The sequence below is a fragment of the Amycolatopsis sp. PSD-21 genome, assembly GCF_055561455.1.
Genome location: NZ_CM145712.1, coordinates 8802130 through 8828738 on the forward strand (window position 1 = coordinate 8802130; position 26609 = coordinate 8828738).

The following is a 26609-nucleotide window of genomic DNA, read 5'->3' on the forward strand; positions in this document are numbered from 1 at the left end:
CCGTTACGGTTTGCGGATGGGCCGTCCTATCCGCACCAGGAGGCAGGCGACACTGGCGTCGTTGGCCGCAGAGCTCGGTGTGTCGAGGACCACCGTCTCGAACGCCTACAACCGACCGGACCAGTTGTCCCCTGAGCTGCGCCGTCGCGTCCTCGAGACCGCACGCCGCCTCGGCTACCCGGGCCCGGACCCGGTGGCCCGTTCACTGCGGACGCGCAAAGCCGGCGCTGTCGGTCTTTTGCTCACCGAGAACCTCTCCTACGCCTTCCGCGACCCCGCCGCCGTCGGCGTGCTCGAAGGGCTCGCGCTGGCCTGCGAGGACGCGGGCGTCGGCCTGCACCTGGTCCCGGCGAGCCCGGGCAGGGAGGACGTCGCGGCCGTGCACCGCGCCGGCGTCGACGGTTTCGTCGTCTACTCGGTGCCCGACGACGACCCGCATCTCGGCGCCGTGCTGGAACGCCCGGTGCCGACGGTGATCGTCGACCAGCCCCGCGTCGACGGCGTCGACCGGGTCGGCCCGGACGACGCGGCCGCGGTCACCGCCATGGCCGAACACCTCATCTCCCTCGGCCACCGGCAGATCGGCGTGCTGTGCATGCGGCTGGCCCGCGAGCGCAACGACGACTTCGTCTCCATCCAGCGGCAGAGCGCCGCGCACTTCCACGTCCAGCGCATCCGCCTGGAGGCGCTGGCCGCCGCGTTCTCGGCGGCCGGGGTCGACTGGGCGACGGTGCCGGTGGTCGAGCGCTTCGACCACACGGTGGACGACGGCGCGTCGGCCGCGCGTCAGCTGCTCGACGCGTATCCGCAGGTCACCGCGGTGATCTGCACCTCGGACATCCTCGCCCTCGGCGCGCTGGCCGAGGCGGAGCGCCGGGGCCTGCGCGTGCCGCAGGATCTGACGGTCACCGGATTCGACGGCATCACCGAGGCCGAACGCTCCGGGCTCACCACGGTCCACCAGCCGGTGCTCGAAAAGGGCAAGGCGGCGGGCAAGCTGCTGCTCAGCTCGGCCGACCGGGTCGGGCCGAAGGTGATCACCCTGCACACGGAACTGCGGGTCGGCCGCACCTCGGCGCCGCCACGAACGGCCGAAGAACGCTGGTTCGGGCCGTGATCTGCGCCCGCTCACGTTGCTCTCCCCCGGTGTGTCGGTTCCAATGAACGTGTGACCTCAATCGACGTACTGCTCAAGCGCAACCAGGAGCTGGGTGATGTCACTCCTGGTGACCGCTCGTCTCCGAGGCCATCACTCCAGGTGGCGATCCTGACCTGCATGGACGCCCGTATCCGGGTGTTCGAGATCTTCGGCCTGATCCAGGGCGAATCCCACATCCTCCGCAACGCGGGCGGGGTCGTCACCGACGACATGATCCGCTCGCTCGCGCTCAGCCAGCGGAAGCTCGGCACGCGCGAGGTGCTGATCGTGCAGCACACCGACTGCGGCCTTTCCATGGTCACCGAAGACGACTTCAAGGACGAACTCGAAGCCGCCAGCGGACTGCGCCCGACGTGGTCGGTCGAGGCGTTCCGGGAGGTGGAGGACAGCGTGCGCCGGTCGGTGCAGCGTGTCCGGCGCAGCGACTTCCTCCCGCACACCGACAACGTGCGCGGGTTCGTCTACGACGTGAAGCTGGGCCGCCTGACCGAGGTCGCGTAAGGGTTTTAAGCTGGCCCGGTGGGCGTCGACGCGGATGTGCTGACCGGGTGGTTCGACGAGGTGGGGCGCGACCTCCCTTGGCGTGAGCCGGAATGCACCGCCTGGGGTGTACTCGTCAGCGAGATCATGTTGCAGCAGACCCCGGTCGCGCGCGTGCAGCCGATCTGGCTCGAATGGATGGCGCGCTGGCCGGTGCCGTCGGCGCTGGCGGCGTCGTCGCAGGGCGAGGTCGTGCGCGCCTGGGGGAAACTCGGCTACCCGCGGCGAGCGTTGCGGCTACACGCCGCGGCGGCCGTCATCGCCGCCGAACACGGCGACGTCGTTCCGTCCGATGTGGACACTCTGCTCGCGTTGCCGGGTATCGGCGCGTACACCGCGCGCGCCGTCGCGGCCTTCGCCTACGGCAAGCGGGCGCCGGTGGTGGACACGAACGTCCGGCGCGTGGTGGCCAGGGCGGTGCACGGCGCGGGTGACGCCGGACCGCCCTCGAACACCCGCGACATGGCCGACGTCGAGGCGCTGCTGCCGCCGGAAGACGCGCCCGCCGCGAAACTTTCGGCCGCGCTGATGGAACTCGGCGCGCTCGTCTGCATCGCGCGTTCGCCGCGCTGCGCGGACTGCCCGATCTACGACGACTGCGCGTGGCAGCACGCGGGAAGGCCCGCGTACGCCGGGCCCGCGAAGCAGGTCCAGAAGTTCGCCGGCACCGACCGTCAGGTGCGCGGGCTACTGCTCGACGTGCTGCGCGGCAGCGAAGGCCCGGTGGAGAAGGCGCGGCTCGACCTCGTCTGGCACGAATCCGGCCAGCGCGACCGTTGCCTCGACTCCCTGCTGGTGGACGGACTGCTCGAACAGACCGGGGACGGCCTGTTCGCACTCCCTGGCGAACACTAACGCATTACGACAAAAGTTGGTCAATGGTTGTCATCGGCGCGATGGCGGGTTAGTTTTCCGGCCAACGCGCATGATGGGAGTTACGCCCGTGGCCGACTTCGACCGACGTACCGCGCTCAAGGGCGGCCTGACGGCAAGCGCCGTCGGGCTACTGGGGACAGCAACGATTTCCGCCGCCGACGCGGCGTCCGGGGTGACAGAACCCAAGATCCACGGAACGGCCGCGTGGAACGCGCGGCCGCCGAGCGGGACGATCGAGGTGCAGAACCACAAGCCGACGTACATCGTCGTGCACCACACGGTCGAACCGGGGAACGTCACCGACTACAGCCTCGAACACGCCTTCTGGGCATCCCGGGCGATCCAGAACTTCCACATGGACACCCGTGGCTGGATCGACACCGGCCAGCAGTTCACGAACAGCCGCGGCGGGCACATCACCGAAGGGCGGCACCGCAGCCTGGAGATCCTGCGCGGCGGCACCCGGCACGTGCTGGGCGCGAACGTGGGCAACAACAACAGCACCTGCATCGGGATCGAGAACGAAGGCCTCTACAGCACAGAGGACGTCACGCCCGCGCTCTGGGACTCGCTGGTGAAGCTGGTCGCGTACATGGCTTCGCAGTACGGGATCTCGCCGGAATTCATCAAGGGGCACCGCGACTTCAACTCCACCGAATGCCCGGGCACCGTGCTGTACAACCGGCTTCCGGAGCTGCGCGCCGAGGTCGGGAAGCTGCTGGGCTCCTCGTCGCCGAGGGTGGACCTGCCGGAGTGGCCGCTGCTCAAACCCGGCGACAGCGGGCCGCGGGTGCGGATGGCGCAGGAACTCCTGCGGGCACGCGGTTTCGCCGTTCCCACCGATGGCCTTTTCGGACAGTCCACAAAGGACGCGGTCGCCGCGGTGGCGGCACGGCACGGGCTGGAGCGCGACGCCTGCGGCGCGACGGCGGTGACCGACGAGACCGGCTTCCTCGGCTCCGACGTCTGGCCCCTCATCGTCGGCTCCGGCACCGATCTCCGGGCACTGAAAGCACAACTCAACGGATGACGTCGGAGAGAAAGGCTTCCACGGCGCCGAGGTAGGTTTCCGGCGCTTCGTCGTGCACCACGTGCCCGGCGCCTTGGACGACGATGTGCCGTCCGAGGCCGCTGGGCACGCGTGCGGCCAGCTCGGCCTGCTGCCCGGCCGGCATCGCGGTCCGTTCGCCTTCGATCGCGAGCAACGGGCATTTCACGCGTTCGACGAACTCCCAGAAGTCGCGCCTGCCCCATTCGGCCGCGATCTCGTACAGGTCCGGGAGCGAGGCGATCAGGTGGTAGCCGTCTTCGCGTTCCTCGACGCATTCGATGAAGTAGTCGCCGGTGTCGCCGAAGAACTCGCGCACGTGGGCCAGTGAACGGAACGGGACCGGCCACGATTCGAAGTACCCGCGCCAGGTGTCCACGGTCCGGCCGCGCTGGTCCGGGGCGAAGTCCTCGCAGACCACGGCGCGGACGAGATCGGGATGGGTGGCCGCGGTGACCCAGGCGTGCAGGCCGCCCATCGAATGTCCGATCAGGACCGCGGGCTCGTCGAAGGTCCGCAGCACCGCGGCGACGTCGTCGGCGAACCGCTCGGTGCGCCAGGGCCCGCCGCGCGGTCCGCGTCCGTGACCTCGCGCGTCGAGCCCGTGGACACGCCCGTACGGCTGGAGCCTCCGCGCGACCCGCCACCACGTCGTCGCCCTGCCCATCAGCCCGTGCAGAAGGACGATCGGCGGCCCGTCGCCGCCGAAAGTGATCAACCCGTCGCGCTGGATCACCACTAAGCTCCCCTCCATGCGCAGCCGTGTCCCCGCCGCCGGTCTGGTCATGGGGGCCGTCTGCGCCCTGATTATCGGATGCACCGCCGATCCCGCTCCGGCCGCGCCCCCACCGCCGCCGCCGATGAACCCGGCTCCGGGCGCTTCGGGCGCGGGCGATCCGTACTACCCGATGGACGGGAACGGCGGCTATGACGCGACCGAGTACCAGGTCGGCATCACCTACGATCCCGCGAAAGGGCGTCTCGACGGCGACACCACGGTGATCGCGAAGGCGACCCAAGACCTCGATCGGTACAACCTGGACTTACGCGGCTTGACCGTGCAATCCGTCGAAGTGGACGGGAAACCGGCGAAGTTCGCGCGCGAAGGCGACTTCGAGCTGGTGGTGACGCCCGCCGAGCCGATCCGCAATGGGACCGAATTCCGCACGAAGATCCTCTACGGCGGCGACCCGTCGGCGACGCCCAAGGCGGGCGGCAGCGAGAACGGCTGGCAGAAGTCGAAGGACGGCGGCGCGTTCATCGTCGGCGAGCCGCATTCGGCGTCGTTCTGGTATCCCGTCAACGAGACCCCGCGTGACAAGGCGATGTTCACCCTGGCCGCGCGGACGCCGGACGGCTGGACCGTCATCTCGAACGGGCGCGAGATCCAGAAGACCTCGGCGAACGGCTGGACCACGACGTCCTGGCAGGAGCGCACGCCCGTGGCGTCGTATCTGACCACGGTGGCGATCGACAAGTTCACCGTCGACCGGATGGCGCTCCCGGACGGGACGCCGGTGGTCAACGCGTACGCCCCGGGCGCCGAGGACCGGCGCGACACCGGCAGGCGGCTGCCGGAGATCATCGGCTTCCTGAGCTCGAAGTTCGGGCCGTACCCGGTGGACGCGGCGGGCGGCATCTATCTCGACGAGGACATCCATTTCTCGCTGGAGACCCAGACCAGGCCCACCTACGCGAAATGGGCCGACCTGATCACCGTGGTGCACGAAACCGCGCACCAGTGGTTCGGCGATTCGGTGACGCTGAAATCGTGGTCCGACATCTGCCTCAACGAATGCCTCGCGTCGTACGCGCAATGGCTGTGGCAGGAGTCTCGGGACCACGAGAACCTGGACGACCGCTACCGCGCCGCCCTCGAGATCATGCGCGGCAGCCAGGATTTCTGGAAGTCGAAACTGGTCGACATGGGGGCCGGGCAGGAGTTCCGCGGCGTCTACGACAAGGGGATCCTGGCCATCCACGCGCTGCGGCGGAAGATCGGGGAAGGGGCGTTCACGCGGTTGCTGAAGGAGTGGCCGGCGACGTACCGGAACGCCAACGCCTCCTGGGCGGATTTCGAGGCGTTCACGATCAAGCTTTCGGAGCAGGACCTGCGGCCGTTCTTCGACGCGTGGTTCCACGGCACGTCGATCCCGCCGGACGCCGAACTCCTGCCCGGCACCCTGCGAGGCTGACTCCCCCGCGTTCAGTCCTCTAAATGCGGCCGGGATCGCCTGCGTGGCGCGAGCGCGTTGCGAAAGCCACTTTCGCAACGCCCAAGGTTGCGAAAGTGGCTTTCGCAACCCTTCCCGGCTGCGCGCGTCGGCAGGGTGGGTCGCCCCCCCGCATTTAGTCCTCTAAATGCGGGGGCGCGGTCGCCTTCGCGCGCGTGGGCACGGACGTCGGGTGTCGCGAAAGCCACTTTCGGGACACCAGACGTCCCGAAAGTGGCTTTCGCGACACTGCCCGCGGGTGATGTGTGCCCGGCGCGTTTAGCACCTCTAAATGCGGGAGGCGGGGTAGTCCGGCAGGTCGATGCCGTTCACCACGTCCCGCATCTTCCGCGAAGCCAGCGCGGCGAACGGCTTCAGCCGCATCACGCGCATCATCACGTAACGCGTCCGCAGCGCGCCACGCGACTTCGCGAAGATCGACGCCGCGTTCTCCCGCCCCATCTCCTGCGTCTTCTCGACGAACTCGCGCATGACCGCCTCGTAGCGCTTCAGTCCGGTGTCGAGCCCGGCGGCGAGCTCCCCGGCGAGGACGTACGCGCCGACGAACGCCAGGCTCGTGCCCTGCCCGGAAAGCGGCGAGGGGCAGAAGGCGGCGTCACCCAGCAGACCGACGCGGCCGCGCGACCAGGAATCCATGATCACCTGCGCGCACGAATCGAAGTAGAAGTCGGGTGCCTCGTCCATCCGGTCCAGCAGCCAGGGCGCCTCCCACTCCATCCCGGCCGCGAACTCGCGCACCAGCGCCTTCTGCGCCTCGACGTCGCGATAGTCGTAATCCACCTTCTCCGCGGCGAACCCGAAGTAGGCCATCGCCTCGTCGCCATCGCGGACGGCGCGGATCCCGGCGGACCGGCCGACGTCGTCGTAGCCGACGGCCCAGTTCCGCAGCCCGAGCCGGTTCGGCACGGTGAAGAACGCCAGGTACGAGCCCAGATGCCGGACGAACCGGGACTCCTCGCCGAAGGCCAGCGCCCGCACTCCCGAGTGCAGCCCGTCCGCCCCGATGACCATGTCGTACGTCCGCCGCGCACCGCCGGCGAAGGTGACGTCAACGCCGTCGGCCCGCTCGTCCAGCGCGGTGATCCGGTCGCCGAAGATGTACTCCGTCGTCTCCTTGGTCGCTTCGTAGAGCACTTCGGTCAGGTCACCGCGCAGGATCTCGATCTCGGCGACGACGCCGTCACCGTCGAAGTCGTCGGCGCGGATCGTGGCCTTCGTGCGGTTCTTGCGGTCGACGAGCGTCTCGCCCTTGGTGTCCGTGCAGGCGGCGCGGATGCGTTCGTCCAGGCCCATCCGGCGCGCGACCTCCTTGGCCGTTCCGCGTAGGTCGACGGCCTGGCCGCCGGGGCGCAGCGAAGGCGCGCGCTCCACGACGGTCACCCGGAAGCCGTACCGGGCGAGCCAGAAGGCGAGCGCCGGCCCGGCGATGCTCGCTCCGGAGATGAGGATCTTGGTGTCGGCCACCCTTGGGAAGGTCCCACGCATCACATCGCGGCGCAAAAGAGTTTCGTCGTAGGCTGGCGGCATGGCTGTCGTGAAGATCAACGCGATCGAGGTCCCCGAAGGCGCAGGCCCCGAGCTGGAGAAGCGGTTCGCCGCGCGGCTGCACGCCGTCGACAACCAGCCCGGCTTCCTCGGCTTCGAGCTGCTCCGCCCGGTCTCCGGCGAGTCGCGCTACTTCGTCTACACCAAGTGGGAGTCCGAGGAGGCGTACCAGGCGTGGGCGTCCGGCCCGGCGCGTGAGGCGCACGCGGGCGAGCGCGCGAAGCCGGTTTCCACCGGCGCGAACCTGCTGGAATTCGAGGTCGTCCAGGCTTCGAAGCCGGGTGAGTGAGCTCGAACGAGCCGCGGAACTGATCGACGGCGCCGGCGCGCTGCTCGTCTGCGCCGGTGCCGGGATGGGCGTCGACTCCGGCCTGCCCGATTTCCGGGGCGACGAAGGTTTCTGGAAGGCGTATCCGCCGTACGAGCGGCTGGGCATCAGCTTTGTCGAGCTCGCCGACCCGCGGCATTTCGCCGAAGACCCCGAGCTGGCCTGGGGTTTCTACGGGCACCGGCTCGCGCTGTACCGCGAGACGGTCCCGCACGACGGCTTCGGGCTCCTGCTGTCCTGGGGAGCACGCAAACCGGGCGGCACGCGCGCGTTCACGTCCAATGTGGACGGACAGTTCCAGAAGGCGGGCTACCCGGGGGTCGCCGAGGCGCACGGGTCCATCCACCACCTGCAATGCCTCGACAGGTGCACCAAGGAGATCTGGCCCGCGGACGACGTCTCGGTCCCGATCGACGATGACAGCATGCGCGCGCTCGAACCGCTGCCGTCCTGCCCGCGCTGTGGGGGCCTCGCCCGGCCCAACATCCTGATGTTCGGCGACTACGACTGGCTCGGGCAGCGCAGCCAGGCCCAGCTCGACGAGCTGAACGCGTGGCGCCGCGAGCATCGCGACCTCGTCGTGGTGGAGCTCGGCGCCGGGCAGGCCGTGCCGACGGTGCGGCGGTACTCGGAGCTGGCCAGCGCCGCGACCGGCGCGCTGGTCCGGATCAACCCGCGCGAGCCACAGGTCCGGCACGGCCGCGGCGTTTCCCTGGCGGCCAACGGCCTCGAAACGCTCAAGGCGCTGGACGCGCTGCTCAGCTAGGGCGGATCCACAGGTCTCGGTCGCCCCTCAGCATCACCCGTCCGTCGTCGAGGGTCACCGCGGCGACGAGCCGATCCGCCGGGCAACCCAGTTCACCCCGCTGCCAACCGCCTTCCGCGACCCACACCACCAGGCACGATCGGTTCGAGGTCCGGGCCTGGTTCCATTCAACGCGGTCGCCGAACAGCACCGGCTCTCCCGCCTTGCCGACCGTCCCGCCGAGGATCCGGCCGTCCCCGAGGGAAGCGGCCACCCAGACACCGGGCGTACCGGTCACCACCAGCGCCCCGGCCGCGGAACCCCCGGCCAGCAGCCATTCCCCGCCTGTCCGGAGCACCGTGGAGAACCAGAGGTCGCTTCCCCACACCAGCACCGGCGAGACCGTCCAGGTCGCGCCCGCGTCGCCGGAGGCCCACACCCGCACGTCCCCGCCGAGCGAGCCGACCACGAGGACCCGATCACCGTCGGCCGCGACCGCCGTCGGTGACCAGCGCCCTGGCCGGTCCTGCGGCAGGACGATCTCGCGCACGCTGCGTCCTTCGTCTTCGGTCACCCACGCGATCGGCTCGGACCGTTCTTCACCGCGGAATTCACGGACCCCGACACCGATCGCGTTCCGGCCCGCACGGGCCAGCCCCACCGCTCGCCGGTCGGGACCCGGCCGGAACAGCCGCTCGGCCTCGGCGACAGGATCCTGGACGCCGAGCGATCGCGCCTCGCCCGGCCGGGCGGCGAAGCCCAGCGCGCTCTTCGCCTCGGACGGCGACAACTGCCCCGGGACGCACGCCGCGACCAGCGAAAGCGCGAGCACTCCCCAGAGCTTCCTCATGAGCGGGAAGCCTGCCAGCGGAAGGTCACTTTCCGGGCAGGACGATTTCCGCGTAGACGGCGTCGTGGTCGCTGCCCGGCGTCTCCAGCACCTTGAAGTCCGCGATGGCCGTCCGCTTGTCCGCGAGCACGTGGTCGATCGGCACCGGCGGCACCAGCCCGTTCGTCCAGGTGCCCTCCAGCGCCTTCCCCAGCTGATCGGCCGCGTCCACGTATCCCCTGGTCAGCAGCTCACGGAAGAGCGAGTGGTCGAGGCTCGCGTTGAAGTCGCCCGCCAGGATCCGGATGTCGTGCTCGGCGTCGGCGTACGGCAGGTCCTTCGCCTCGTCGACCCAAGCGTGCCGGTCCCACATCGGCGCCGCCGGATGGACCGCGACGACCTCGATCCGGACGCCGTCCCCGAGGTCCACGCTCGCGCTGGGCTGCTTGTAGTCCGAAGCGCCGCTCAGCTTCAGCGGCGTCAGCGGATACCTCGACACCAGCCCGGAGCCCGACGCCCACTCGGCCGGGTGCAGCACGTGGTACGGCAGGACCTGGAACAATCCGGCCCGTTCGAGTCCTGCGATCGCCTCGGGTGTCATCTCGGTCAGGCTCAGGACGTCGACCCGGTGCTCCTTCACGTAGCCGACGATCCGGTCCGGATCGGCCTGCCCGCCGAGCATGTTCGACGCCAGCACGCGCACGTGCTTCCCGTCGAGCGCCTTCTGCTCGTTCGCGAACGCCCGCGGCAGCACCAGGGACGCGATCGTGCAGGTCAGCACCAGCGCGACCACGCCGATCCACCAGCGGCGCAGCCCCAGCGCGAGGAGGCCGAGTACCAGCGTCGCGATCCCGGCGTACGGCGTGAGCGCGAGCGCGGCGATCGTGTACGTGTTGCCGTCGTAGCCCACCAGCCGTAACGCCGTCAGCACCGCGAACGGCACGACCGCCCCGATGAGCAGCCCGCTGACCAGCTTTCGCCCGGCACCTCGCGGCACCACGCGTTCTTCGATCACCATGCCGTCGAGTATGCCGATCACCAGCGTGGCGGCGGCCGTCTCCACAACACCTTCACAACCTCCTCACACCACGTCTACCAGCGCTTATCAGCTCCTGTCAGCCGCTGCCAGCGCGCTGTGCGCGGTCTGCCAGGCGCCGGGTGCACCTTGATCGGCGGGGCGAGATCCACAGGAGGAACGATGACTCACGCGATCAGGGCCGAGGGCCTGGTCAAACACTATGGGGAGACGAAGGCGCTCGACGGGGTCGATCTGGAGGTCCCGGCGGGCAAGGTGGTCGGGGTGCTGGGGCCGAACGGCGCGGGGAAGACGACCGCCGTCCGGATCCTGGCCACCTTGATCCGGCCGGACCGCGGCCACGCGAGCGTCTTCGGCTACGACGTCGTCAAGAACCCGATGGCGGTCCGGAGCATGATCGGGCTGACCGGGCAGTACGCGTCGGTCGACGAGGACCTTTCCGGTACGGAGAACCTCGTCCTGATCGGCAGGCTGCTGGAGTTCTCGAGGGCGGACGCGAAGAAGCGCGCGGCCGATCTGCTGGAGCGGTTCGAGCTGACCGACGCCGCCGGCCGCGCGATCAAGACCTACTCGGGCGGGATGCGGCGGCGGCTCGACCTCGCCGCGAGCCTGGTCGGCCGTCCCAAGGTGCTGTACCTGGACGAGCCGACCACGGGGCTCGACCCGCACGCCCGCAACGAGGTCTGGGCCGTGGTCCGCACGCTGGTCGCGGACGGCACGACGGTGCTGCTCACCACGCAGTACCTGGAGGAGGCCGACCAGCTGGCCGACACGATCACCGTGTTCGACCACGGGCACGTCGTGGCGAACGGCCGCGCCGACGAGCTCAAGCGGCGGACCGGCGGCCAGACGCTGCAGGTGCGGCCGTCCGCGCTGGCCGACCTCGACGCCGTCGAGCGCATCCTGGCCGGGCTCACCGGGGTCCGGCCGAACCGGGACGACGACACCGGCCTGCTCACCGCGCCCGTCGCCGACCCGGTGCTGCTGTCCACTTTGGTCCGCAAGCTGGACGAGGCCGGGATCACCGCGGACGAGCTGGCGCTGCGGCTGCCCAGCCTCGACGAGGTGTTCCTCGCGCTGACCGGCAAGAAGACCGACGAGTCCACAAAGGACACTACTCCGGAAGGGAGCCTGGTATGACGACCATCGCGATGCCCGCACCACCACGGCGCGTCTCACCGTCGAGCGGCGTGCGGCACGGGCTTTCCCTCGCCTGGCGCGGCATCCTGAAGATCCGCAAGAACCCGGAGCAGCTGGCCGACGTCACCATCGCGCCGATCATCTTCCTGGTCATGTTCGTCTACCTGTTCGGTGGCGCGATCATGGGCAGCACCGAGGGCTATCTCCAGATGATCGTGCCCGGCATCATGGTGTTCAACATCCTGCAGGCCAGCATGACCGTCGGCGTCCAGCTGAACACCGACGTCACCAAGGGTGTGTTCGACCGGTTCCGCGCGATGCCGATCGCCAGGTCCGCGCCGCTGATCGGCGCCGTGCTCGCCGACATCGTGCGGTACCTGGTGTGCCTGGTCGTGCTGATGGTCGTCGCGACGATCATGGGTTACCGCGTCCAGACCGGGCCGGCCGAGTTCGCGCTGGCGATCGCGCTCGTCATCGCGTTCGCGCTGTCGTTCTGCTGGGCATCGGTGTTCGTCGGGATGCTGGTGAAGAGCCCCGGCGCGGTGCAGGGCCTGATGTTCGTGGTGCTGATGCCGCTGACCTTCGGCAGCAACGTCTTCGTCCCGACCGGCACCATGCCCGGCTGGCTGAAGGCGTGGGCCGACATCAGCCCGGTGACACAGATGTCCGACGTCCTGCGCGGGCTGATGAACGGCGGGCCGATCGCCGGTCCGCTGACCGGTTCGCTGATCTGGATGGCGGCCGCGATCGCGGTCTTCTTCCCGCTCGCCACTTGGGCCTACCGGAAGCGCGTCTGACGGGGGTCAGGGGGAACGCGCGTGAAGGGCTCCTCGCCTCTGCCGGGCGAGGAGCCCTTCTTCACGCGCTCGCTTCCTGACAGATCCAGGCGACCAGGTCCGGACGCGACAGACCGGCGTCCTGCACGAGGAGCTCTTCGTAGCGCTTCTCGCCGAAGTGCTCCCGAAGGTCGTCGATGAGCTGCCGGATGCCGGGTTCCCCGAGGTCCAGCCTGCCGCGCAGCAGCTTCGCCGCGCCGAGCAACCGGACGGCCGTCTCGGGCCTCCCCTGCCGGAACCGGATCAGGCCGCAGACCTCCACGATCCGGCCCAGGTCGGGCATGTCTCCGCGTTGCGCGGTGGACTTCACGACCACCGCGGCCCCGCGTTCGGCCGCGGCCAGATCCCCGGCGGCCAGCGCGATCTCGGTGTCGATGTAGCCGCCGAATTCGTCGCCGAAGAGGCCCGGCATCGGCACCGTCGCCATCCGCTCCCGGAACCGGACGCCGACCGCGCGTGCCTCGTCGATCCGCCCGGCGCGGCTGAGCAGATCGGCCTTGCCCACCAGCACCATCACCGCGAGCTGGTCGTTGCCCGTGTCGATCGCGTAGCGCTCCGCGTCGCGCATCTCGCGCATCGCCGTCTCGAGGTCACCGGCCCGCGCGTACTCCGTCGCGAGGCGCCAGCGCTGCTGGATCACGTCGTCCTGCGAGCCCAGTTCGAGCGCGAGGGCGAGGCCTCGCCGGTACAGCGCGATCGCGGCGTCGTGATCGCCCGACATCGAGATGTCGCTCGCCTTCATGCCCACGGCCATCGCGGTGCCCCAGCGGTCGCCCACCGCCGTGAACCCTTCGTAGGCCTTGTCCCTGGCCTTCTCCGCACCCTCGGGGTCCCCGTCGTCGGCGAGCAGGAAGCTCTGCGCCCACGACCCCGCCGACCTGGCCCACGGGTCCGCGCTCGCCAGCGCCCGCTCGACCTCACGGTGCGCCAGTTCCTTGTTCTGGCTGAAGAAGGCCAGCATGGGCAGGCCGATCGCCAGCCCGGCGAACCGGGTGTGCGCGTTCGTCCGCACACAGTCGTCGATGAGCTCCCGGACGGCCTCGGGATCGCCGACGCCCGGCACCATGCCGGTGATCGCCCGCATCGCCCGGAACGCGGCCGCGAAATCCTCCTCCAGCCGGTCTCCGAACGTGAGCACTTCGTCGACGAAGGACTCGCTCCGGTCGTTGTCACCTTTGACCAGCCAGTACCAGAAGGTGCCGCCGAACAGCCGCGTCGCCATTTCCACGTCACCGGCGTCGATGGCCTGGCGGAGCGAGGTCACGATGTTGCCGTGCTCGGCGTCGTAGCGCGAGATGGCGACGAGCTGGTCCGCCGTCCGCAGCATCGGTTCCAGCCGCTCGGCGAGCTGGGCGTAGTAGCGGTGGTAGGCCTTGGTCAGCCGGTCCCGCTCGCCCGCCTCGTCGAGCCGTTCCGCCGCGTAGGCCCGGATGGTCTCCAGCATGCGGTACCGCGGCTCGCCGTGGTCTCCGGCGATGGCGTCCACAATGGACTTCTCGACGAGCGAGCCGAGGACGTACAGGACGTCTTCGGCGGGCAGGCCGTCGCCGGCACAGACGCTTTCGACCGCTTCCACCTCGGCGCCGGCCCCGAAGACCGACAGCCGCCTGGCGAGCACACGTTCGGCGTCGTCGAGCAGGTCCCAGCTCCACTCGACGACGGCCCGCAGCGTGCGCTGCCTCGGCAACGCCGTCCGGCTGCCCGAGGTCAGCAGGCGGAACCGGTCGTCGAGCCGCTGCGAGATCTGCGCGACGGTCATCGACCGCAGCCGCGCGGCGGCGAGTTCCAGCGCCAGCGGCATCCCGTCCAGCCTGCGGCAGATCTGCGCGACGTCGTCCACAGTGGACTCGTCGAGCACGAAGTCCGGGCGCACGGCGGCCGCCCGGTCGACGAACAGCCGGATCGCGCCCGCCTCGGCCGCCTGGGAGACGGTCGGCGTGCCTTCCGGGACGGACAGCGGGCCGAGCGGGCACAGCGTCTCGCCGTCGATGGCCAGCGCTTCCCGGCTCGTCGCGAGGATCCGTAAGGTCGGCACGCGGCGCAGCAGGGTGTTCGTCAGCTCCGCGGCCGCGTCGACCAGATGCTCGCAGTTGTCCAGCACCAGCACCGATTCACCGGCGCCGAGCGTCTCCACGACCCTGGCCAGCGCGTCCACCGGGCGGCGCATCGGGTCGCCACCGTGCGAAAGACCGAGATCCCACAGCTCCAGTGCGGCGAAGACCGCGCCGGGCAGGTCTCCCGGGTCCCGGACGCCGGCGAGCGGCACGAACCAGACGCGTCCGCGCGCGTGCGCCGGATGCCGCGTCGCGACTTCGGTGGCCAGCCGTGTCTTCCCTGCACCGCCGGGCCCGACGAGCGTCACCAGCCGCGCACCCGCGAGAAGCTCGGCGACCAGTTTCAACTCGTCATCGCGGCCGACGAAACTGGTGAGCCGGACCGGGAGATGATCGGCGGCCGCGGGCGGTGGGCCGAGTTCGCCGCGCAGCGCGGCGAGATGGATCTCCCGGAGTTCGGCCGACGGGTCGACGCCGAGCTGGTCGGCCAGCGCCGCCCGGACCTCCTCGTAGACGGCGAGGGCGTCGGACTGCCGGTCCGCCGCGCACAACGCCCGGATCCACAGCCCGGCGAGCCGTTCACGCAGCGGGTGCCGCGTGGCCGCCTCCTTGAGGTCCGCGAGCACCCGGTCGTGCCCGCCCAGCCGGATCTCCGCCTCGAAACGGTCTTCGGCGGCTTCGAGGCGCAGGTCCTCCAGGCGGGTCGCCGGTGCCTGCGCGAAAGGGGCCTCGAGTACGTCGGACAGCGCCTGACCACGCCAAAGGCCGAGCGCTTCGGCGAGAATCGCGGCCGCTCCGGCGTCCCGGCCTGCCGCCAGCTCCGCGCGCCCCTCCGCCGCCAGCCGCTCGAAGCGGCACACGTCGACGTCCTCGCGGGCGATGTCCAGGCGGTAACCACCCGGCCCCGAGTCGAGGGCGACGTCGTCGGCACGCAGCACCTTGCGCAACCGCGAGACCAGGGATTGGAGCGCGTTCGCCGCGTCCGCGGGCGGCTCCGCGCCCCAAAGACCGTCGATGAGGGCCGCGGCGGGGACGGCGCGGCCGGGCTCCAGCGCGAGCCTGGCCAGGAGCATGCGGAGGCGGGCACCGCCGATGTCGACCGGGGTGCCGTCACCGGCCTCCGCTCCGACCGGGCCCAGCAGCGTCACACGCACGACCCCCAGCTTTCCAGAAGCCGCAAACGCTTACCCCGTCCAGGCTGTGTCTCTCAGAGCGCGCTCTCGGACTCCAGACCTCGATCAGGCGACGGAAGTGGGGATTATCCGGGCACGAAGGATCTTTCCGGGCGGACGGCCGGGGCCACGGCGCTACGTTCGTGACCGAGTCACAGCCGATCGACTGGGAGCGTGAATGAGGTACCGGAGTACGGCCGTCATCGCCGCCGTTCTGGCCGCGAGTGTCCTCGGCGGCGGGACCGCCCTCGCCGACACCGGGAAACCCGGCGCCGACGGCGCGGGCGACAGCTACTACCCGCAGGACGGCAACGGCGGCTACGACGTCGCCGACTACAACCTGAAAATCGGCTACGAGCCCGCCGCCAGGCAGCTCACCGGCCACCAGACGATCACCGGACGGACCACCCAGGCACTGAGCTCGTTCAACCTCGACCTGCGCGGGCTCACCGTCGACTCGGTCAAGGTGAACGGGCGGAAAGCGACCTTCTCCCGGACCGGCGACCACGAACTCGTGATCACCCCGGCGCGTTCGCTGCGGAACCACGAGCGGTTCACCGCCGAGGTCGCCTACCACGGCGTCCCGCAGCCGATCGAGGATCCGGCGCTGGGCGAGAACGGCTGGCAGTACGCGAAATCCGGCGGCGCGTTCGTCGCGGGCGAGCCGAAATCCGCGACCACCTGGTACCCGGTCAACGACACCCCGCGGGACAAGGCGACCTTCCACCTCGCCGTCACCGTGCCCTCGGAATGGGGCGTCATCTCGAACGGCCGCGAGCGCGGGAAGTTCGCTTCGGGCGCCAACACCACGTACGTCTGGGCCGAGGAGACCCCGGCCGTGCCGTACATGACCACGGTCGCGATCGACAAATGGGAGTTCGAGCGGACGAAGCTGTCCGACGGCACCCCGGTCGTCAACGCCTACGCCCCCGGCACCCCGGCGTCGACCAAGCAGGCCGAGGCGCGGCTGCCGGAGATCATCGACTTCCTGTCGTCGAAGTTCGGGCGCTATCCGGTGGACGCGGCGGGCGGCATCTTCCTCGCCGAGCCGATCGGGTTCTCGCTGGAGACGCTGAGCAGGCCGATCTACTCGGGCGCGGCGGGCAACGTCCCGACGATCGTGCACGAGAACGCCCACCAGTGGTGGGGCGACTCGGTCGCCGTCGACAAGTGGAAGGACGTCTGCCTCAACGAATGCTTCGCCTCGTACGCGGAATGGCTTTGGTCCGAGGCGAAGTCCGGGCAGGACCTCAAGGCGCGCTACCTGACCGCCGTGCAGAAGGCGACGGACCGCTTCTGGGCCGGGAAGCTGTACGACATGGGGCCCGGCAACGAATTCACGTACGTGTACTCGAAGGGCCCGGTGGCGCTGCACGCGCTGAAGAACTACATCGGCGCGGCGCCGTTCGACCGCATCCTGAAGACGTGGCCCGCCATCCACCGCGACGGCAACGCGAGCCTGCCGGAGTTCCAGAAGTTCGCCGAACGCGTCGCGCACAAGAACCTGCAGGGCTTCTTCGAGGCGTGGTTCTACGGCAACACCAAACCGGCGCCCGAGTTCCTCTACCCGGGGGACCTCAAGCCGACCGCCTGAAGCGCGTCACACGTTAGGGTGAGGGCATGACGTCAGTGCTCCTCACCGGTTTCGAACCGTTCGGCGGTGAGCGGGTGAACCCGTCGTGGCAGGCGGTTTCCCTGCTCACCCGCCGCCGGCACGACACCGTCGCCGTCGAACTGCCGTGCGTGTTCTCGCGTTCGCTGGTCACCCTGCGCGACGCGATCGACGAATACCGGCCGGAACTGGTGATCTGCGTCGGCCAGGCGGGCGGGCGCCCCGACGTCACCCCGGAGCGGGTCGCGATCAACCTGATCGACGCCCGCATCCCGGACAACGCGGGCTCGCAGCCCGTCGACGTCCCGGTGATCCCCGGCGGGCCGAACGCGTACTTCACCACGCTGCCGGTGAAGGCTTGTGTCACGGGGATCAAGGCCGCGGGGCTTCCTGCGTCCGTCTCGCACACCGCCGGGACGTACGTGTGCAACCAGGTCTTCTACGGGCTGATGCACTTGCTGGACAACGACTTTCCCGGAGTGCGCGGCGGTTTCGTGCACGTGCCGTACACGCCGGAGCAGGCCTCGCGGACGACCGCGCCGAGCCTTGCCGTGCACCGCGCCGCCGAGGCGCTGGAGATCATCGTGGAGACCGCGCTTTCGGTGACCGAGGATCTCTCGACGCCGGCGGGGACCCTGCACTGATCAAGGCTTGAGCTGCGCGGTGAAGAACTCGACCATCTCCGCCGTCGTCCGCGCGGAGCCGTCGCTGCGTGTCGAGACGAGCATCGCGCTCAACGGCGCGTCCTCGGTCCCGAAGAGCACGATGCCGCTTCGCGCGCCCACACCCGCCAAGTAGCGCCCCCGGAGCCCGTCGGCCGCCCAGGTGCCTTCGACGGGTTTGCCCTTGGTCATGCGCTGCCGGACGCCGTCCTCCAGACCGGTCATCGCGACACCCTGGTAGTAGTTGATCGCGTTCGATCCCTTGTCGTCCTTGAACACGCAGGTGACCGCCGACGCCGCGCCCACCGTGGTGGCGGCGTCGGGCGCGTCCCGGCACTCGTCCCGCTGCGGGATGACGGCGGCGATCCGGCGGAGACAGTCCGTGAACCCCTGCGCGTCCTTCGGCCCGGGCTGATCGCAGCTCACCGGTTTCGCCGGGGCGGGCGCGGCGACCGGCTCGTCTTCGCCGCCGCTGAGCAGGACGATCGTCGTCACGATCGCCGCGAGGGCGAGCGCGACGACGCCATAGGTCGTGGGCTTCTGCCAGGTCCGGCCCGGCGCCGGCGGGGGCGGCGTCCAGCGCGGCGGCTGCGGACGGCGCGGCGGTTGTTGCACCGGCTGCTGCCGGACCGGCGGGGTGACCGGCGCGAAGGCGGGCACCGTCAGCTGGGAGTCTTCGCCACCGGCCGGCACATGGTGCAGGCCGAACGCGACCGCCGTCTCCGGCTGATCCTGTGTGGTGGGCGCGATCCTGAGCTGATTCGCCAGGAGGCTCGCCAGCAACGGCATCCGGCTCGGCCCGCCGACGAGGTAGACGCCGCCGAGCCGGTCCGGGGACAGCCCGGCACGGCGGATCGTGGTGGCCAGAAGCTCGGCGCTGCGCAGGAAACTCGGCCGGACGAGCGCCTCGAGCTCCATCCGGGTCACCCGCACGTCGCCGAACGGCTCCGGCATCGGGATCTCGGTCTGCTGGTGGCGGGACAGGCTTTCCTTGGCGTCACGGACGTCCTGCAGCAACGACCGGCGCGTCCGGCGGTCGCTGACCGACTGCGGGCGCAGGATCCGTTGCCAGCGCGCGGGTTCGGAATGCGAAACCTCGCGGCCGATGTGCACCAGGAGCGCCTGGTCGATGTCGAGACTGCCGAGATCGGGCAGGCCGTCCTCGGCCAGCACGGCGAACCCCTGCGCGCTGACCCCGACCACCGCGCAGTCGAAGGTGCCCGCCCCGAGGTCGTACACCGCGATCGGCCCGGGCGGCCGGTGACCGTTGTTGAGCGAGGCGTAATGCGCGGCGGCGGCGACCGGCTCGGGGATGAGCACCGTCGTGCCGAAACCGGCCTTGAGCGCGGCGTCGCGGAGGATCTGCTTGCGATCCGGGCCCCAGCCCGCGGGATGCGAAATGCGCACCTGGGCGGGCGGACGCTGGAGTATCAGCTCGGCCTCTTCGCCGACCCGGCGCAGGACCGCGGCGAAGGCGTCGGCGATGGGAAGCGAGACGTCACCGAGCTGGAGCGCGCCCTCGTCGATGCGCCGCTTGGGATTCGCCTCGAACCGGCTCGGATCCAGCCGGGCCCGGCGTTCGGCGTCACGACCGACGAAGACCGTGCCGTCCTTGTCGGCGTAGATCGCGGACGACATCGTCACCGACCCGTCGATCTCGACGACCTGCGTCCCCCTGCCGTGGATCGAAAGCACCCCCACCGTGCTGGAGGTACCGAAATCGATCGCCAGAACGTCCACCTGACCCCCTCCCGGACCCGAAGGGCATCGTCTCACGCGATGATCGGGAGACCGGGCCGGGTCAGACGGCGGTGGAAATGGTGACGTCGTGATCGTCGAAATCGGCGACCACGCGCATGCGGCCGCCCAGGGCGACGATGTACCGGCGGAGCGTGTCCAATTCCATCTGGCTCGGATCGCCCTGCTCCAGCTGGCTGATCCGCGGCTGGCTGACGCCCATTCGCTTGGCGACCTCGGCTTGGCTCAATCCGACGTCCTCGCGAAGCCGCGACAGCCGGAAGCCGAGGATGTACGCCTGAGTGGCTTCTCGTGCCTCGGCCCGCGCGGCTTCGACGTCGCGCCCCGCCTCACGGTCCGCGGCGAGCTTTTCGGCCTTGACCTCTTTCCAGGACCGACCCATTTCAGCCTTCCTCCATCGCGTCCAGATGTTGCCGGTATCGCTCCTCCGCGATCGGGATGGTGATGTCGTACCACCGTTTCCAGTTTCCGGCCTTGTCACCGGCCACCAAGAGCACGGCCTTGCGCGCCGGATCGAAGACGAACAAGATCCTGATCTCGGTTCGCCCGGCCGACGCCGGGCGCAGTTCTTTCAAGTTGTGCCTGCGCGAGCCACTGATCCGGCCGACCAGTGGCCGCCCGAGCCGCGGTCCTTCACGAGCCAACATGTCGATCGCCTCTTCGACCCGGTCGGCCGTGCGCGGTTCTTCGCGACACAGCGCCGCGAACCAGCGATCCACTTCGTCGTGAAGCTCGATCTCCCACTGCATCAGGCGACCATAATGTATACCTTATATCGATCAGGGCGCGAAGGCCAGAGTTCCCACGAAGGTGCGCTTCCGCCGCTCGACACCGGCCGGTGTTGCGCAGCCGCAAGGCGTCCCCCTCGCGAGCCCCGCCTCCCGCCGCGGTAACCCGCGCCCGATCACGCGAGTTACGCGCCCAATCACGCGAGTTCCGCGTCCGATCACGCGAGTTACGGCCCCAGTCACGCGAGTTACGGCCCCAGTCACGCGAGTTCCGGCCCCAATCACGCGAGTTGCCCGCCTGGTCACGCGTGCCGTCCGCTCAATCACGTGTGTCGTCCGTCTGATCACGTGTGTCGTCCGTCTGATCACGCGAGTTCACCATCACACACACAGGCCCCTTGTGCGGGAAAGGCGAACTCACGTGCTTGTACGCGTAACTCGCGTGATCGGACACGTAATTCGCGTGATTGAAGGCGTAACTCACGTGATTAGGGACGTAACTCGCGTGACTGCAAGGCGAACTCGCGTGATGGGGAGGCCGACACGCGTGATCGAAGGGACGACACGCGTGATCAGACGGACGACACGGCCGCGAACGCGGAAGTGCCCGCCGCGGGCGAACCCGCGACGGGCACTTCCGGAACCGAAAGGGACTTACTCGCCCTCGGTTTCACCGTTCTCTTCGGTCGAGCCGGCACCGATGCTCACCGGCGGGGCGTCCGGGACCGACGAGGGCCGGGCTTCGCCACGGAAGACGAAGTGCGCCTTGTCGTCCTTCTCGCCCTCTTCGTCGTTCCAGCCTTCGACGTCGACCAGGATGATCTGGCCGGGCTGGACCTCGCCGAACAGGATCTTCTCCGACAGCTGGTCCTCGATCTCGCGCTGGATCGTGCGACGCAGCGGCCGCGCGCCCAGCACCGGGTCGAAGCCGCGCTTGGCGAGCAGCGACTTGGCCTTGGGCGTGAGCTCGAGCTCCATGTCCTTGGCCTTGAGCTGCGTCTCGACCCGGGCGATCATCAGATCGACCATCTGGATGATCTGGTCCTTGGTCAGCTGGTGGAAGACGATGATGTCGTCGATCCGGTTCAGGAACTCGGGCCGGAAATGCTTCTTCATTTCCTCGTTGACCTTTTGCTTCATCTTCTCGTACCGGTTGGCGGTGTCGCCGCCGGACGAGAACCCGAGCGAGACGGACTTGGAGATGTCCGAGGTACCCAGGTTCGAGGTGAAGATGAGCACGGTGTTCTTGAAGTCGACCGTACGACCCTGGCCGTCGGTGAGACGGCCGTCTTCGAGGACCTGCAGGAGCGTGTTGTAAATCTCCTGGTGGGCCTTCTCGATCTCGTCGAACAGCACCACCGAGAACGGCTTGCGCCGCACCTTCTCGGTCAGCTGGCCGCCCTCTTCGTAGCCGACGTAGCCCGGAGGGGCACCGAAGAGCCGCGAAGCGGTGTAGCGGTCGTGGAACTCGCCCATGTCGATCTGGATGAGCGCGTCGTCCTCGCCGAACAGGAACGCCGCGAGCGCCTTGGACAGCTCGGTCTTACCGACACCGGACGGGCCGGCGAAGATGAACGAGCCGGAGGGGCGCTTCGGGTCCTTCAGGCCGGCGCGGGTGCGGCGGATCGCCTGGGAGACGGCCTTGACCGCGTCCTCCTGGCCGATGATCCGCTTGTGCAGCTCGTCCTCCATGCGGAGCAGACGCGTGGTCTCCTCCTCGGTGAGCTTGAACACCGGGATACCGGTCCAGTTGGCGAGGACCTCGGCGATCTGCTCCTCGTCGACCTCGGCGACGACGTCGAGGTCGCCGTCCTTCCACTGCTTCTCCCGCTCGCCCTTCTGGCCGAGGAGGGTCTTCTCCTCGTCGCGGAGGCGGGCGGCGCGCTCGAAGTCCTGCGCGTCTATCGCGGACTCCTTGTCCCTGCGCACGTCGGCGATCTTCTCGTCGAACTCGCGCAGGTCCGGCGGCGCGGTCATGCGGCGGATGCGCATCCGGGCGCCGGCCTCGTCGATCAGGTCGATCGCCTTGTCCGGGAGGAAACGGTCGTTGATGTAGCGGTCCGCGAGGGTCGCCGCCTGCACCAGCGCGCCGTCGGTGATCGAGACGCGGTGGTGCGCCTCGTACCGGTCACGCAGACCCTTCAGGATCTCGATCGTGTGCTCGAGCGACGGCTCGCCGACCTGGATCGGCTGGAAGCGGCGCTCCAGCGCGGCGTCCTTCTCGATGTACTTGCGGTACTCCTCGAGCGTGGTCGCGCCGATCGTCTGCAGCTCACCACGGGCCAGCATCGGCTTCAGGATCGACGCGGCGTCGATCGCGCCCTCGGCGGCACCCGCGCCGACGAGCGTGTGCAGCTCGTCGATGAACAGGATGATGTCGCCGCGGGTCTTGATCTCCTTGAGCACCTTCTTGAGGCGCTCTTCGAAGTCACCGCGGTACCGGGAACCGGCGACCAGGGAGCCGAGGTCGAGGGTGTAGAGCTGCTTGTCCTTCAGCGTCTCGGGCACCTCGCCCTTGACGATGTTCTGCGCGAGCCCCTCGACGACGGCGGTCTTGCCGACGCCGGGCTCGCCGATGAGGACGGGGTTGTTCTTGGTGCGCCGCGACAGCACCTGCATGACCCGCTCGATCTCTTTGCCCCGGCCGATGACCGGGTCGAGCTTGCCTTCGCGGGCCTGCACGGTCAGGTTGCGGCCGAACTGGTCGAGCACCAGCGACGACGACGGGGTGCCTTCACCGCGTCCGGAGCCGGTCTCGGTCGACTCCTTGCCACCCTGGTAGCCCGACAGCAGCTGCAGGACCTGCTGACGCACCCGGTTGAGGTCCGCGCCGAGCTTGACGAGCACCTGTGCGGCGACGCCCTCACCCTCGCGGATCAGCCCGAGCAGGATGTGCTCGGTGCCGATGTAGTTGTGGCCGAGCTGCAGCGCTTCGCGCAGGGACAGCTCAAGCACCTTCTTGGCCCGCGGGGTGAAGGGGATGTGCCCGCTCGGGGCCTGCTGCCCCTGGCCGATGATCTCCTCGACCTGCTGGCGGACGCCCTCCAGCGCGATGCCCAGCGATTCCAGCGCCTTGGCGGCGACACCTTCACCCTCGTGGATCAGACCCAGGAGGATGTGCTCGGTGCCGATGTAGTTGTGGTTGAGCATCCTGGCCTCTTCTTGGGCCAGGACGACCACCCGCCTCGCGCGGTCGGTGAACCTCTCAAACATGTGCACTCCCTCGACTGCTGCGACGGCGGCCCGTTTCCATCGTGCTTTCACCGCGATGGATTCAGCACCGTGAGACCACTCTAGTAGCCATGCGGTCGCGCTGGCGTACCACTACGGCTGATTGCGGCCCGTTCGCGCCCCGGCCGTTCTCCGGCCGTGCGCTCTTTCATCTTCCGGTTGCCCTGCACCTTTACGTCAAGCCCAACGTGCGAAGGCGCCCTCGGATTCCGCCGGACGAGCGTTGTCCGCTGAGCGCGAACACGGGTCTGCCCAGTGGATGGACACCCGTCCGGAGTAGTCACGGACAGTATGTAAGGTAAGGCGTACCTAATGACGGGAGGCCGGTGTGTCACGACACTACGCTCTCGCGTCCCCGCCGAACGGGCTCCGGGCCTCCCTCTCCAGGATGCCCGAGGACGCCCGTCTCCGCGCGGACGTCCCCGCGGACGAGCCGGGCTGGGTCCGCTGCGGCGACCTGCTCGCCGAGCCTGCCAGGCTCGTGCGATGGCGGGAGCGGCTCACCGGCTGGCTGGCCGAGACGTATCCGGAGGCAGCCGGGATCCCCGAGCGGACCCCGGCGAGCTGGATCCTGTCCTGGTACCTGCACGTCCCGGCGCTGGCCGGCGCGATGCTGCTCCATCACGCACGCCGCGTCCCGTCGCTGGCGCCGTCCGCGCTGGCGTTCCGGATCGGCGCCGACCGGCCCCACCCCGACTCCGTCGCCGTCCTCGGTGACGGCTTCCACTGCCTGCCGACCGACCCGGACTCGGCGCATCCGCGGGCCGTCGTGGTCCCGGACGAGCGGGCACTGGCGACGGTGCTGCGGGGCAGGTACGTCGCCCACGCGAGCCGGTTCATCGACGTCTACGGGCCGCTGACGAGGCTAGGGCGACGGCAGTTGTGGGCGGCGGCCACGGACGCGCTCGACAACGCGCTGTGGTCGGCGGGGCGCCTCGGCGGGACGCCGGAGTCCGAGGGTGCCGGCGTCGCGGACGCCGCCCTGGTCCTCGAAGCCCGGTTCCCGCCGCTGACCTCGCCGTCGAAGCTGACGCTGACCACGGGAGCCGACGGACGCCGCGAGTGGACGAGAAACCGCGAGGGCTGCTGTTTCAACTATCTGCTTCCCACGGAATCGGAATGCGGCGGCTGCCCGAGAGTTCGTTAAGGCGTCCAGCCGGGATCACGCCCCGTCGCGCCCAAGGCGCGCTCGAACGTCGTCGCGCCGTCCGCGACGGCCACTTCTTCGCCGTACACCTTCATCGCGCGCGCCTGATCGCCGATCTCCAGCGCGATGGCGTACACGGCGTCGGCGACTTCGGGGAGGACGGAGAACTCCGCGCCCGTCGCCCTGGCGAGGTCCCAGCCGTGGAAGACGAACTCGTCCAGCACCATGTATCCCGCCATCGACGCGGGCATCGGGTTGCCGCCGAAGGTGGTCTGCCCCTGCCACGCCTCCGGCGTCCCGAAGACGTCCACGAGCCGCGCGGTCTGCCTCTCGATGTCGGCGAGCCAGCCGCCGCCGACGAGGTCCGCCTCGGCCTCGCCGGAGGACACCTCGGGCGGCGCCGCCTTGCGTCCGGCGGCTTCGAGCCAGGGGCCCCAGTAGAGAAGGTGGTTCAGCAACGCGCGGACGTCGTATTCGGCGCACGGGGTGCGCGCGGAGAGGTCGGACTCGCCGATCCCGCGCAGGATTCCGGCGAATTCCGCGGCGGCGGGGGCGATCAGGGCAGCGTGTTCGGACATGAGGGCATGAGTTCACGGAACCCGGCGCGCTGTCTTGAAGAAACGCGACAAGGTTAAGTTGATCCGGTGAGCGGGCACCGGATCCCGGCGGGGATCGTCAACGCGCGGCAGGCGAAGTTCAGCCTCGTCCGGCATCGCCCCGCGCCGGAGCTGCGCCCGTTCGTCGATCACCACTGGGTGCTGCGCTGGGACCTGAGCGGCCGCCCATCCCAGGAACAGGTGGTCCTGCCCAATCTCGCGGTGAACGTCACGTTCTTCCGCGACGCGGCCGGCGCGTTCGGCCCCGGGAAACGACCTTTCCGCTACACCGTCGCGGGCACGGACCACGGTATCGGCGTGCGATTCCGGCCGGGAGCTTTCCGGGCATTCCTCACCGGTCCGGTCTCGATGATCTCCGGCGGTTCCGTTCCGCTCACCGATCTCTTCCCCGGCGCCGGAGGAGTGACGGAATCGGTACGGAATGCGACGGACGACTTCGAAATGGTCCGCCGCTGCGAGGAACTGCTCCTCGCGAAAGATCCGGTGCTGACCGCCGCGGCCAGGACGGCCGTCGAAGCGGTGGAAACAATCGCGGCCGATCCGGCCATTACCAGAGTCGGCGAGCTGTCAAGCCGGACGGGCCTGTCTCAGCGAAGCCTGCAACGCCTGTTCGCCGAACATGTCGGCGCCGCCCCCAAATGGGCGATTCAGGTATACCGCTTGAACGAGGCGGCGGCACGGATCGCCGCCGAGGAACGGCCGGACTACCCGGAACTGGCGACCGCGCTGGGCTATAGCGACCAAGCGCACTTCATCCGGGATTTCCGCTCCGTGACCGGATGGGCGCCCACCGAGTACGCCCGCTTGAACCGTGTACAAGAACAAGAAAGCCGCCGGGAACGGATTCCCGGCGGCCGTCAGGTCTGAAAGACCTCAGTTCTTCTTGTGGTAGGCCTCCACGACCTCGGACGGGATACGTCCGCGGTCGGAAACCTGGAAGCCGTTCTTGCGGGCCCAGGCACGAATGGCCTGGTTCTGCTCGCGGTCCACGGTCGCGGGACGGGCGGCGGCCTTCACGCCGGCGACCGGACGAATGGCGGTGCGCTTACGGCCACCCGCGCGACGGGCGTGCTCCACATACTGGGCCAGCGCGTCACGAAGCTCTTCCGCGTTTTCCGCGGAAAGGTCGATCTGGTAGCTCACACCGTCCAAACCGAACTCGACGGTCTCTTCCGCCTCGGTGCCGTCGAGGTCGTCGACGAGCGAGACGAGCACCTTCTGTGCCATCTGTTTCCTCCTGCTGGGGGCTTACACGAATGATCTGGTACGGGGCATGCCCCGGACAGAAGACTTTGTCTAGCGACATTAATAC

Annotated in this window: 24 protein-coding genes; 13 read left to right on the forward strand and 11 right to left on the reverse strand. The window is 69.4% G+C overall.

From position 1 onward, the window contains the following. Positions 1 to 16 precede the first annotated feature (16 nt). The 4 genes from ACZ1DY_RS41430 (at position 17) to ACZ1DY_RS41445 (ending at position 3605) form a co-directional block, all read left to right on the forward strand. Positions 17 to 1117, forward strand: a complete 1101-nt coding sequence (locus ACZ1DY_RS41430) for a LacI family DNA-binding transcriptional regulator (protein WP_034310329.1) — start codon at positions 17 to 19, stop codon at positions 1115 to 1117. 51 nt (positions 1118 to 1168) lie between these two features. Beyond that, on the forward strand, positions 1169 to 1660 hold the full coding sequence (locus tag ACZ1DY_RS41435) for a beta-class carbonic anhydrase (protein WP_034310136.1): 492 nt from the start codon (positions 1169 to 1171) through the stop codon (positions 1658 to 1660). Positions 1661 to 1678: 18 nt separating this feature from the next. Continuing rightward, entirely contained in the window at positions 1679 to 2554 is an 876-nt protein-coding gene (locus tag ACZ1DY_RS41440; protein ID WP_465482964.1) for an HhH-GPD family protein, read from the forward strand. An 88-nt stretch (positions 2555 to 2642) separates the two neighbouring features. Beyond that, positions 2643 to 3605, forward strand: a complete 963-nt coding sequence (locus ACZ1DY_RS41445) for a peptidoglycan recognition protein family protein (RefSeq protein ID WP_465482965.1) — start codon at positions 2643 to 2645, stop codon at positions 3603 to 3605. Here ACZ1DY_RS41445 and ACZ1DY_RS41450 read toward each other — a convergent pair. Beyond that, the gene (locus tag ACZ1DY_RS41450; protein WP_465482966.1) at positions 3595 to 4377 is read right to left on the reverse strand and encodes an alpha/beta fold hydrolase; all 783 of its coding nucleotides are present in this window, start codon (positions 4375 to 4377) and stop codon (positions 3595 to 3597) included. The two genes, ACZ1DY_RS41445 and ACZ1DY_RS41450, sit on opposite strands and share 11 nt — an antisense overlap. On the opposite strand from ACZ1DY_RS41450, the gene ACZ1DY_RS41455 reads away from it, so the two are divergent. Further along, positions 4376 to 5818 carry a M1 family metallopeptidase gene (locus ACZ1DY_RS41455; protein WP_465482967.1) on the forward strand — a complete coding sequence of 481 codons (1443 nt, stop codon included), beginning with the start codon at positions 4376 to 4378 and terminating at the stop codon, positions 5816 to 5818. The two genes, ACZ1DY_RS41450 and ACZ1DY_RS41455, sit on opposite strands and share 2 nt — an antisense overlap. A 306-nt stretch (positions 5819 to 6124) precedes the next feature. On the opposite strand, the gene ACZ1DY_RS41460 is transcribed toward ACZ1DY_RS41455, so the two are convergent. Then, positions 6125 to 7342: an FAD-dependent monooxygenase gene (locus ACZ1DY_RS41460; protein ID WP_465482968.1), complete on the reverse strand. Its 1218-nt coding sequence runs from the start codon at positions 7340 to 7342 to the stop codon at positions 6125 to 6127. A gap of 40 nt (positions 7343 to 7382) precedes the next feature. Between ACZ1DY_RS41460 and ACZ1DY_RS41465 the strand changes: the two genes are divergently transcribed. Then, positions 7383 to 7691 (forward strand): antibiotic biosynthesis monooxygenase family protein, encoded by a 309-nt coding sequence (locus tag ACZ1DY_RS41465; RefSeq protein WP_016337748.1) that lies wholly within the window; start codon positions 7383 to 7385, stop codon positions 7689 to 7691. Then, positions 7684 to 8496 carry an SIR2 family NAD-dependent protein deacylase gene (locus tag ACZ1DY_RS41470; protein ID WP_465482969.1) on the forward strand — a complete coding sequence of 271 codons (813 nt, stop codon included), beginning with the start codon at positions 7684 to 7686 and terminating at the stop codon, positions 8494 to 8496. The genes ACZ1DY_RS41465 and ACZ1DY_RS41470 overlap by 8 nt, the downstream gene beginning before the upstream one ends. Here the strand turns inward: ACZ1DY_RS41470 and ACZ1DY_RS41475 are convergent. Next, complete coding sequence (locus ACZ1DY_RS41475; protein ID WP_465482970.1) at positions 8489 to 9325, reverse strand: beta propeller repeat protein; 837 nt, start codon at positions 9323 to 9325, stop codon at positions 8489 to 8491. The genes ACZ1DY_RS41470 and ACZ1DY_RS41475 overlap by 8 nt on opposite strands. Positions 9326 to 9350: 25 nt before the next feature. Then, positions 9351 to 10367, reverse strand: coding sequence for an endonuclease/exonuclease/phosphatase family protein (locus ACZ1DY_RS41480; protein WP_465482971.1), 1017 nt, complete (start codon positions 10365 to 10367; stop codon positions 9351 to 9353). A gap of 135 nt (positions 10368 to 10502) precedes the next feature. On the opposite strand from ACZ1DY_RS41480, the gene ACZ1DY_RS41485 reads away from it, so the two are divergent. Then, positions 10503 to 11480 carry an ATP-binding cassette domain-containing protein gene (locus tag ACZ1DY_RS41485; RefSeq protein ID WP_126730179.1) on the forward strand — a complete coding sequence of 326 codons (978 nt, stop codon included), beginning with the start codon at positions 10503 to 10505 and terminating at the stop codon, positions 11478 to 11480. Then, positions 11477 to 12277 carry an ABC transporter permease gene (locus ACZ1DY_RS41490; RefSeq protein ID WP_257483171.1) on the forward strand — a complete coding sequence of 267 codons (801 nt, stop codon included), beginning with the start codon at positions 11477 to 11479 and terminating at the stop codon, positions 12275 to 12277. Before ACZ1DY_RS41485 ends, ACZ1DY_RS41490 begins: the two co-directional genes overlap by 4 nt. Before the next feature lie 61 nt (positions 12278 to 12338). Here the strand turns inward: ACZ1DY_RS41490 and ACZ1DY_RS41495 are convergent, their stop codons facing one another. Beyond that, positions 12339 to 15524 (reverse strand): AfsR/SARP family transcriptional regulator, encoded by a 3186-nt coding sequence (locus ACZ1DY_RS41495; RefSeq protein ID WP_465482972.1) that lies wholly within the window; start codon positions 15522 to 15524, stop codon positions 12339 to 12341. A 196-nt stretch (positions 15525 to 15720) separates the two neighbouring features. On the opposite strand from ACZ1DY_RS41495, the gene ACZ1DY_RS41500 reads away from it, so the two are divergent. Then, a complete protein-coding gene (locus ACZ1DY_RS41500) occupies positions 15721 to 17136 on the forward strand; it encodes a M1 family metallopeptidase (RefSeq protein ID WP_465482973.1) in 1416 nt (471 codons plus the stop codon). Between the two features lie 26 nt (positions 17137 to 17162). Continuing rightward, on the forward strand, positions 17163 to 17798 hold the full coding sequence (gene pcp, locus ACZ1DY_RS41505; protein WP_465482974.1) for a pyroglutamyl-peptidase I: 636 nt from the start codon (positions 17163 to 17165) through the stop codon (positions 17796 to 17798). On the opposite strand, the gene ACZ1DY_RS41510 is transcribed toward pcp, so the two are convergent. The 4 genes from ACZ1DY_RS41510 to ACZ1DY_RS41525 form a co-directional block, all read right to left on the reverse strand. After that, a complete protein-coding gene (locus ACZ1DY_RS41510) occupies positions 17799 to 19556 on the reverse strand; it encodes an Hsp70 family protein (protein WP_465482975.1) in 1758 nt (585 codons plus the stop codon). Between the two features lie 61 nt (positions 19557 to 19617). Continuing rightward, positions 19618 to 19956, reverse strand: a complete 339-nt coding sequence (locus tag ACZ1DY_RS41515) for a helix-turn-helix domain-containing protein (RefSeq protein ID WP_126730169.1) — start codon at positions 19954 to 19956, stop codon at positions 19618 to 19620. A 1-nt stretch (position 19957) separates the two neighbouring features. Then, a complete protein-coding gene (locus ACZ1DY_RS41520) occupies positions 19958 to 20323 on the reverse strand; it encodes a type II toxin-antitoxin system RelE/ParE family toxin (RefSeq protein WP_465482976.1) in 366 nt (121 codons plus the stop codon). A gap of 633 nt (positions 20324 to 20956) precedes the next feature. Continuing rightward, positions 20957 to 23515, reverse strand: a complete 2559-nt coding sequence (locus tag ACZ1DY_RS41525) for an ATP-dependent Clp protease ATP-binding subunit (RefSeq protein ID WP_034310092.1) — start codon at positions 23513 to 23515, stop codon at positions 20957 to 20959. Positions 23516 to 23921: 406 nt separating this feature from the next. Between ACZ1DY_RS41525 and ACZ1DY_RS41530 the strand changes: the two genes are divergently transcribed. Further along, positions 23922 to 24680, forward strand: coding sequence for a (2Fe-2S)-binding protein (locus ACZ1DY_RS41530; RefSeq protein WP_465482977.1), 759 nt, complete (start codon positions 23922 to 23924; stop codon positions 24678 to 24680). On the opposite strand, the gene ACZ1DY_RS41535 is transcribed toward ACZ1DY_RS41530, so the two are convergent. After that, the gene (locus tag ACZ1DY_RS41535) at positions 24677 to 25258 is read right to left on the reverse strand and encodes a TIGR03086 family metal-binding protein (protein WP_465482978.1); all 582 of its coding nucleotides are present in this window, start codon (positions 25256 to 25258) and stop codon (positions 24677 to 24679) included. The genes ACZ1DY_RS41530 and ACZ1DY_RS41535 overlap by 4 nt on opposite strands. 66 nt (positions 25259 to 25324) lie before the next feature. On the opposite strand from ACZ1DY_RS41535, the gene ACZ1DY_RS41540 reads away from it, so the two are divergent. Continuing rightward, complete coding sequence (locus ACZ1DY_RS41540; protein ID WP_465482979.1) at positions 25325 to 26164, forward strand: AraC family transcriptional regulator; 840 nt, start codon at positions 25325 to 25327, stop codon at positions 26162 to 26164. 6 nt (positions 26165 to 26170) lie between these two features. Here the strand turns inward: ACZ1DY_RS41540 and ACZ1DY_RS41545 are convergent, their stop codons facing one another. Then, entirely contained in the window at positions 26171 to 26524 is a 354-nt protein-coding gene (locus ACZ1DY_RS41545; RefSeq protein ID WP_005165380.1) for a histone-like nucleoid-structuring protein Lsr2, read from the reverse strand. Between the last annotated feature and the right edge of the window lie 85 nt (positions 26525 to 26609).

What these genes read in the sequence shown, in the direction of transcription:
- ACZ1DY_RS41430 (WP_034310329.1), top strand. Translation starts at nt 17, where the DNA reads ATGGGCCGTCCTATCCGCACCAGGAGGCAGGCGACACTGGCGTCGTTG.
- ACZ1DY_RS41455 (WP_465482967.1), top strand. Translation starts at nt 4,376, where the DNA reads ATGCGCAGCCGTGTCCCCGCCGCCGGTCTGGTCATGGGGGCCGTCTGC.
- ACZ1DY_RS41450 (WP_465482966.1), bottom strand. Translation starts at nt 4,377, where the DNA reads ATGGAGGGGAGCTTAGTGGTGATCCAGCGCGACGGGTTGATCACTTTC.
- ACZ1DY_RS41460 (WP_465482968.1), bottom strand. Translation starts at nt 7,342, where the DNA reads ATGCGTGGGACCTTCCCAAGGGTGGCCGACACCAAGATCCTCATCTCC.
- ACZ1DY_RS41465 (WP_016337748.1), top strand. Translation starts at nt 7,383, where the DNA reads ATGGCTGTCGTGAAGATCAACGCGATCGAGGTCCCCGAAGGCGCAGGC.
- ACZ1DY_RS41475 (WP_465482970.1), bottom strand. Translation starts at nt 9,325, where the DNA reads ATGAGGAAGCTCTGGGGAGTGCTCGCGCTTTCGCTGGTCGCGGCGTGC.
- ACZ1DY_RS41485 (WP_126730179.1), top strand. Translation starts at nt 10,503, where the DNA reads ATGACTCACGCGATCAGGGCCGAGGGCCTGGTCAAACACTATGGGGAG.
- ACZ1DY_RS41490 (WP_257483171.1), top strand. Translation starts at nt 11,477, where the DNA reads ATGACGACCATCGCGATGCCCGCACCACCACGGCGCGTCTCACCGTCG.
- ACZ1DY_RS41500 (WP_465482973.1), top strand. Translation starts at nt 15,721, where the DNA reads ATGAGGTACCGGAGTACGGCCGTCATCGCCGCCGTTCTGGCCGCGAGT.
- pcp (WP_465482974.1), top strand. Translation starts at nt 17,163, where the DNA reads ATGACGTCAGTGCTCCTCACCGGTTTCGAACCGTTCGGCGGTGAGCGG.
- ACZ1DY_RS41515 (WP_126730169.1), bottom strand. Translation starts at nt 19,956, where the DNA reads ATGGGTCGGTCCTGGAAAGAGGTCAAGGCCGAAAAGCTCGCCGCGGAC.
- ACZ1DY_RS41520 (WP_465482976.1), bottom strand. Translation starts at nt 20,323, where the DNA reads ATGCAGTGGGAGATCGAGCTTCACGACGAAGTGGATCGCTGGTTCGCG.
- ACZ1DY_RS41525 (WP_034310092.1), bottom strand. Translation starts at nt 23,515, where the DNA reads ATGTTTGAGAGGTTCACCGACCGCGCGAGGCGGGTGGTCGTCCTGGCC.
- ACZ1DY_RS41530 (WP_465482977.1), top strand. Translation starts at nt 23,922, where the DNA reads ATGCCCGAGGACGCCCGTCTCCGCGCGGACGTCCCCGCGGACGAGCCG.
- ACZ1DY_RS41535 (WP_465482978.1), bottom strand. Translation starts at nt 25,258, where the DNA reads ATGTCCGAACACGCTGCCCTGATCGCCCCCGCCGCCGCGGAATTCGCC.
- ACZ1DY_RS41545 (WP_005165380.1), bottom strand. Translation starts at nt 26,524, where the DNA reads ATGGCACAGAAGGTGCTCGTCTCGCTCGTCGACGACCTCGACGGCACC.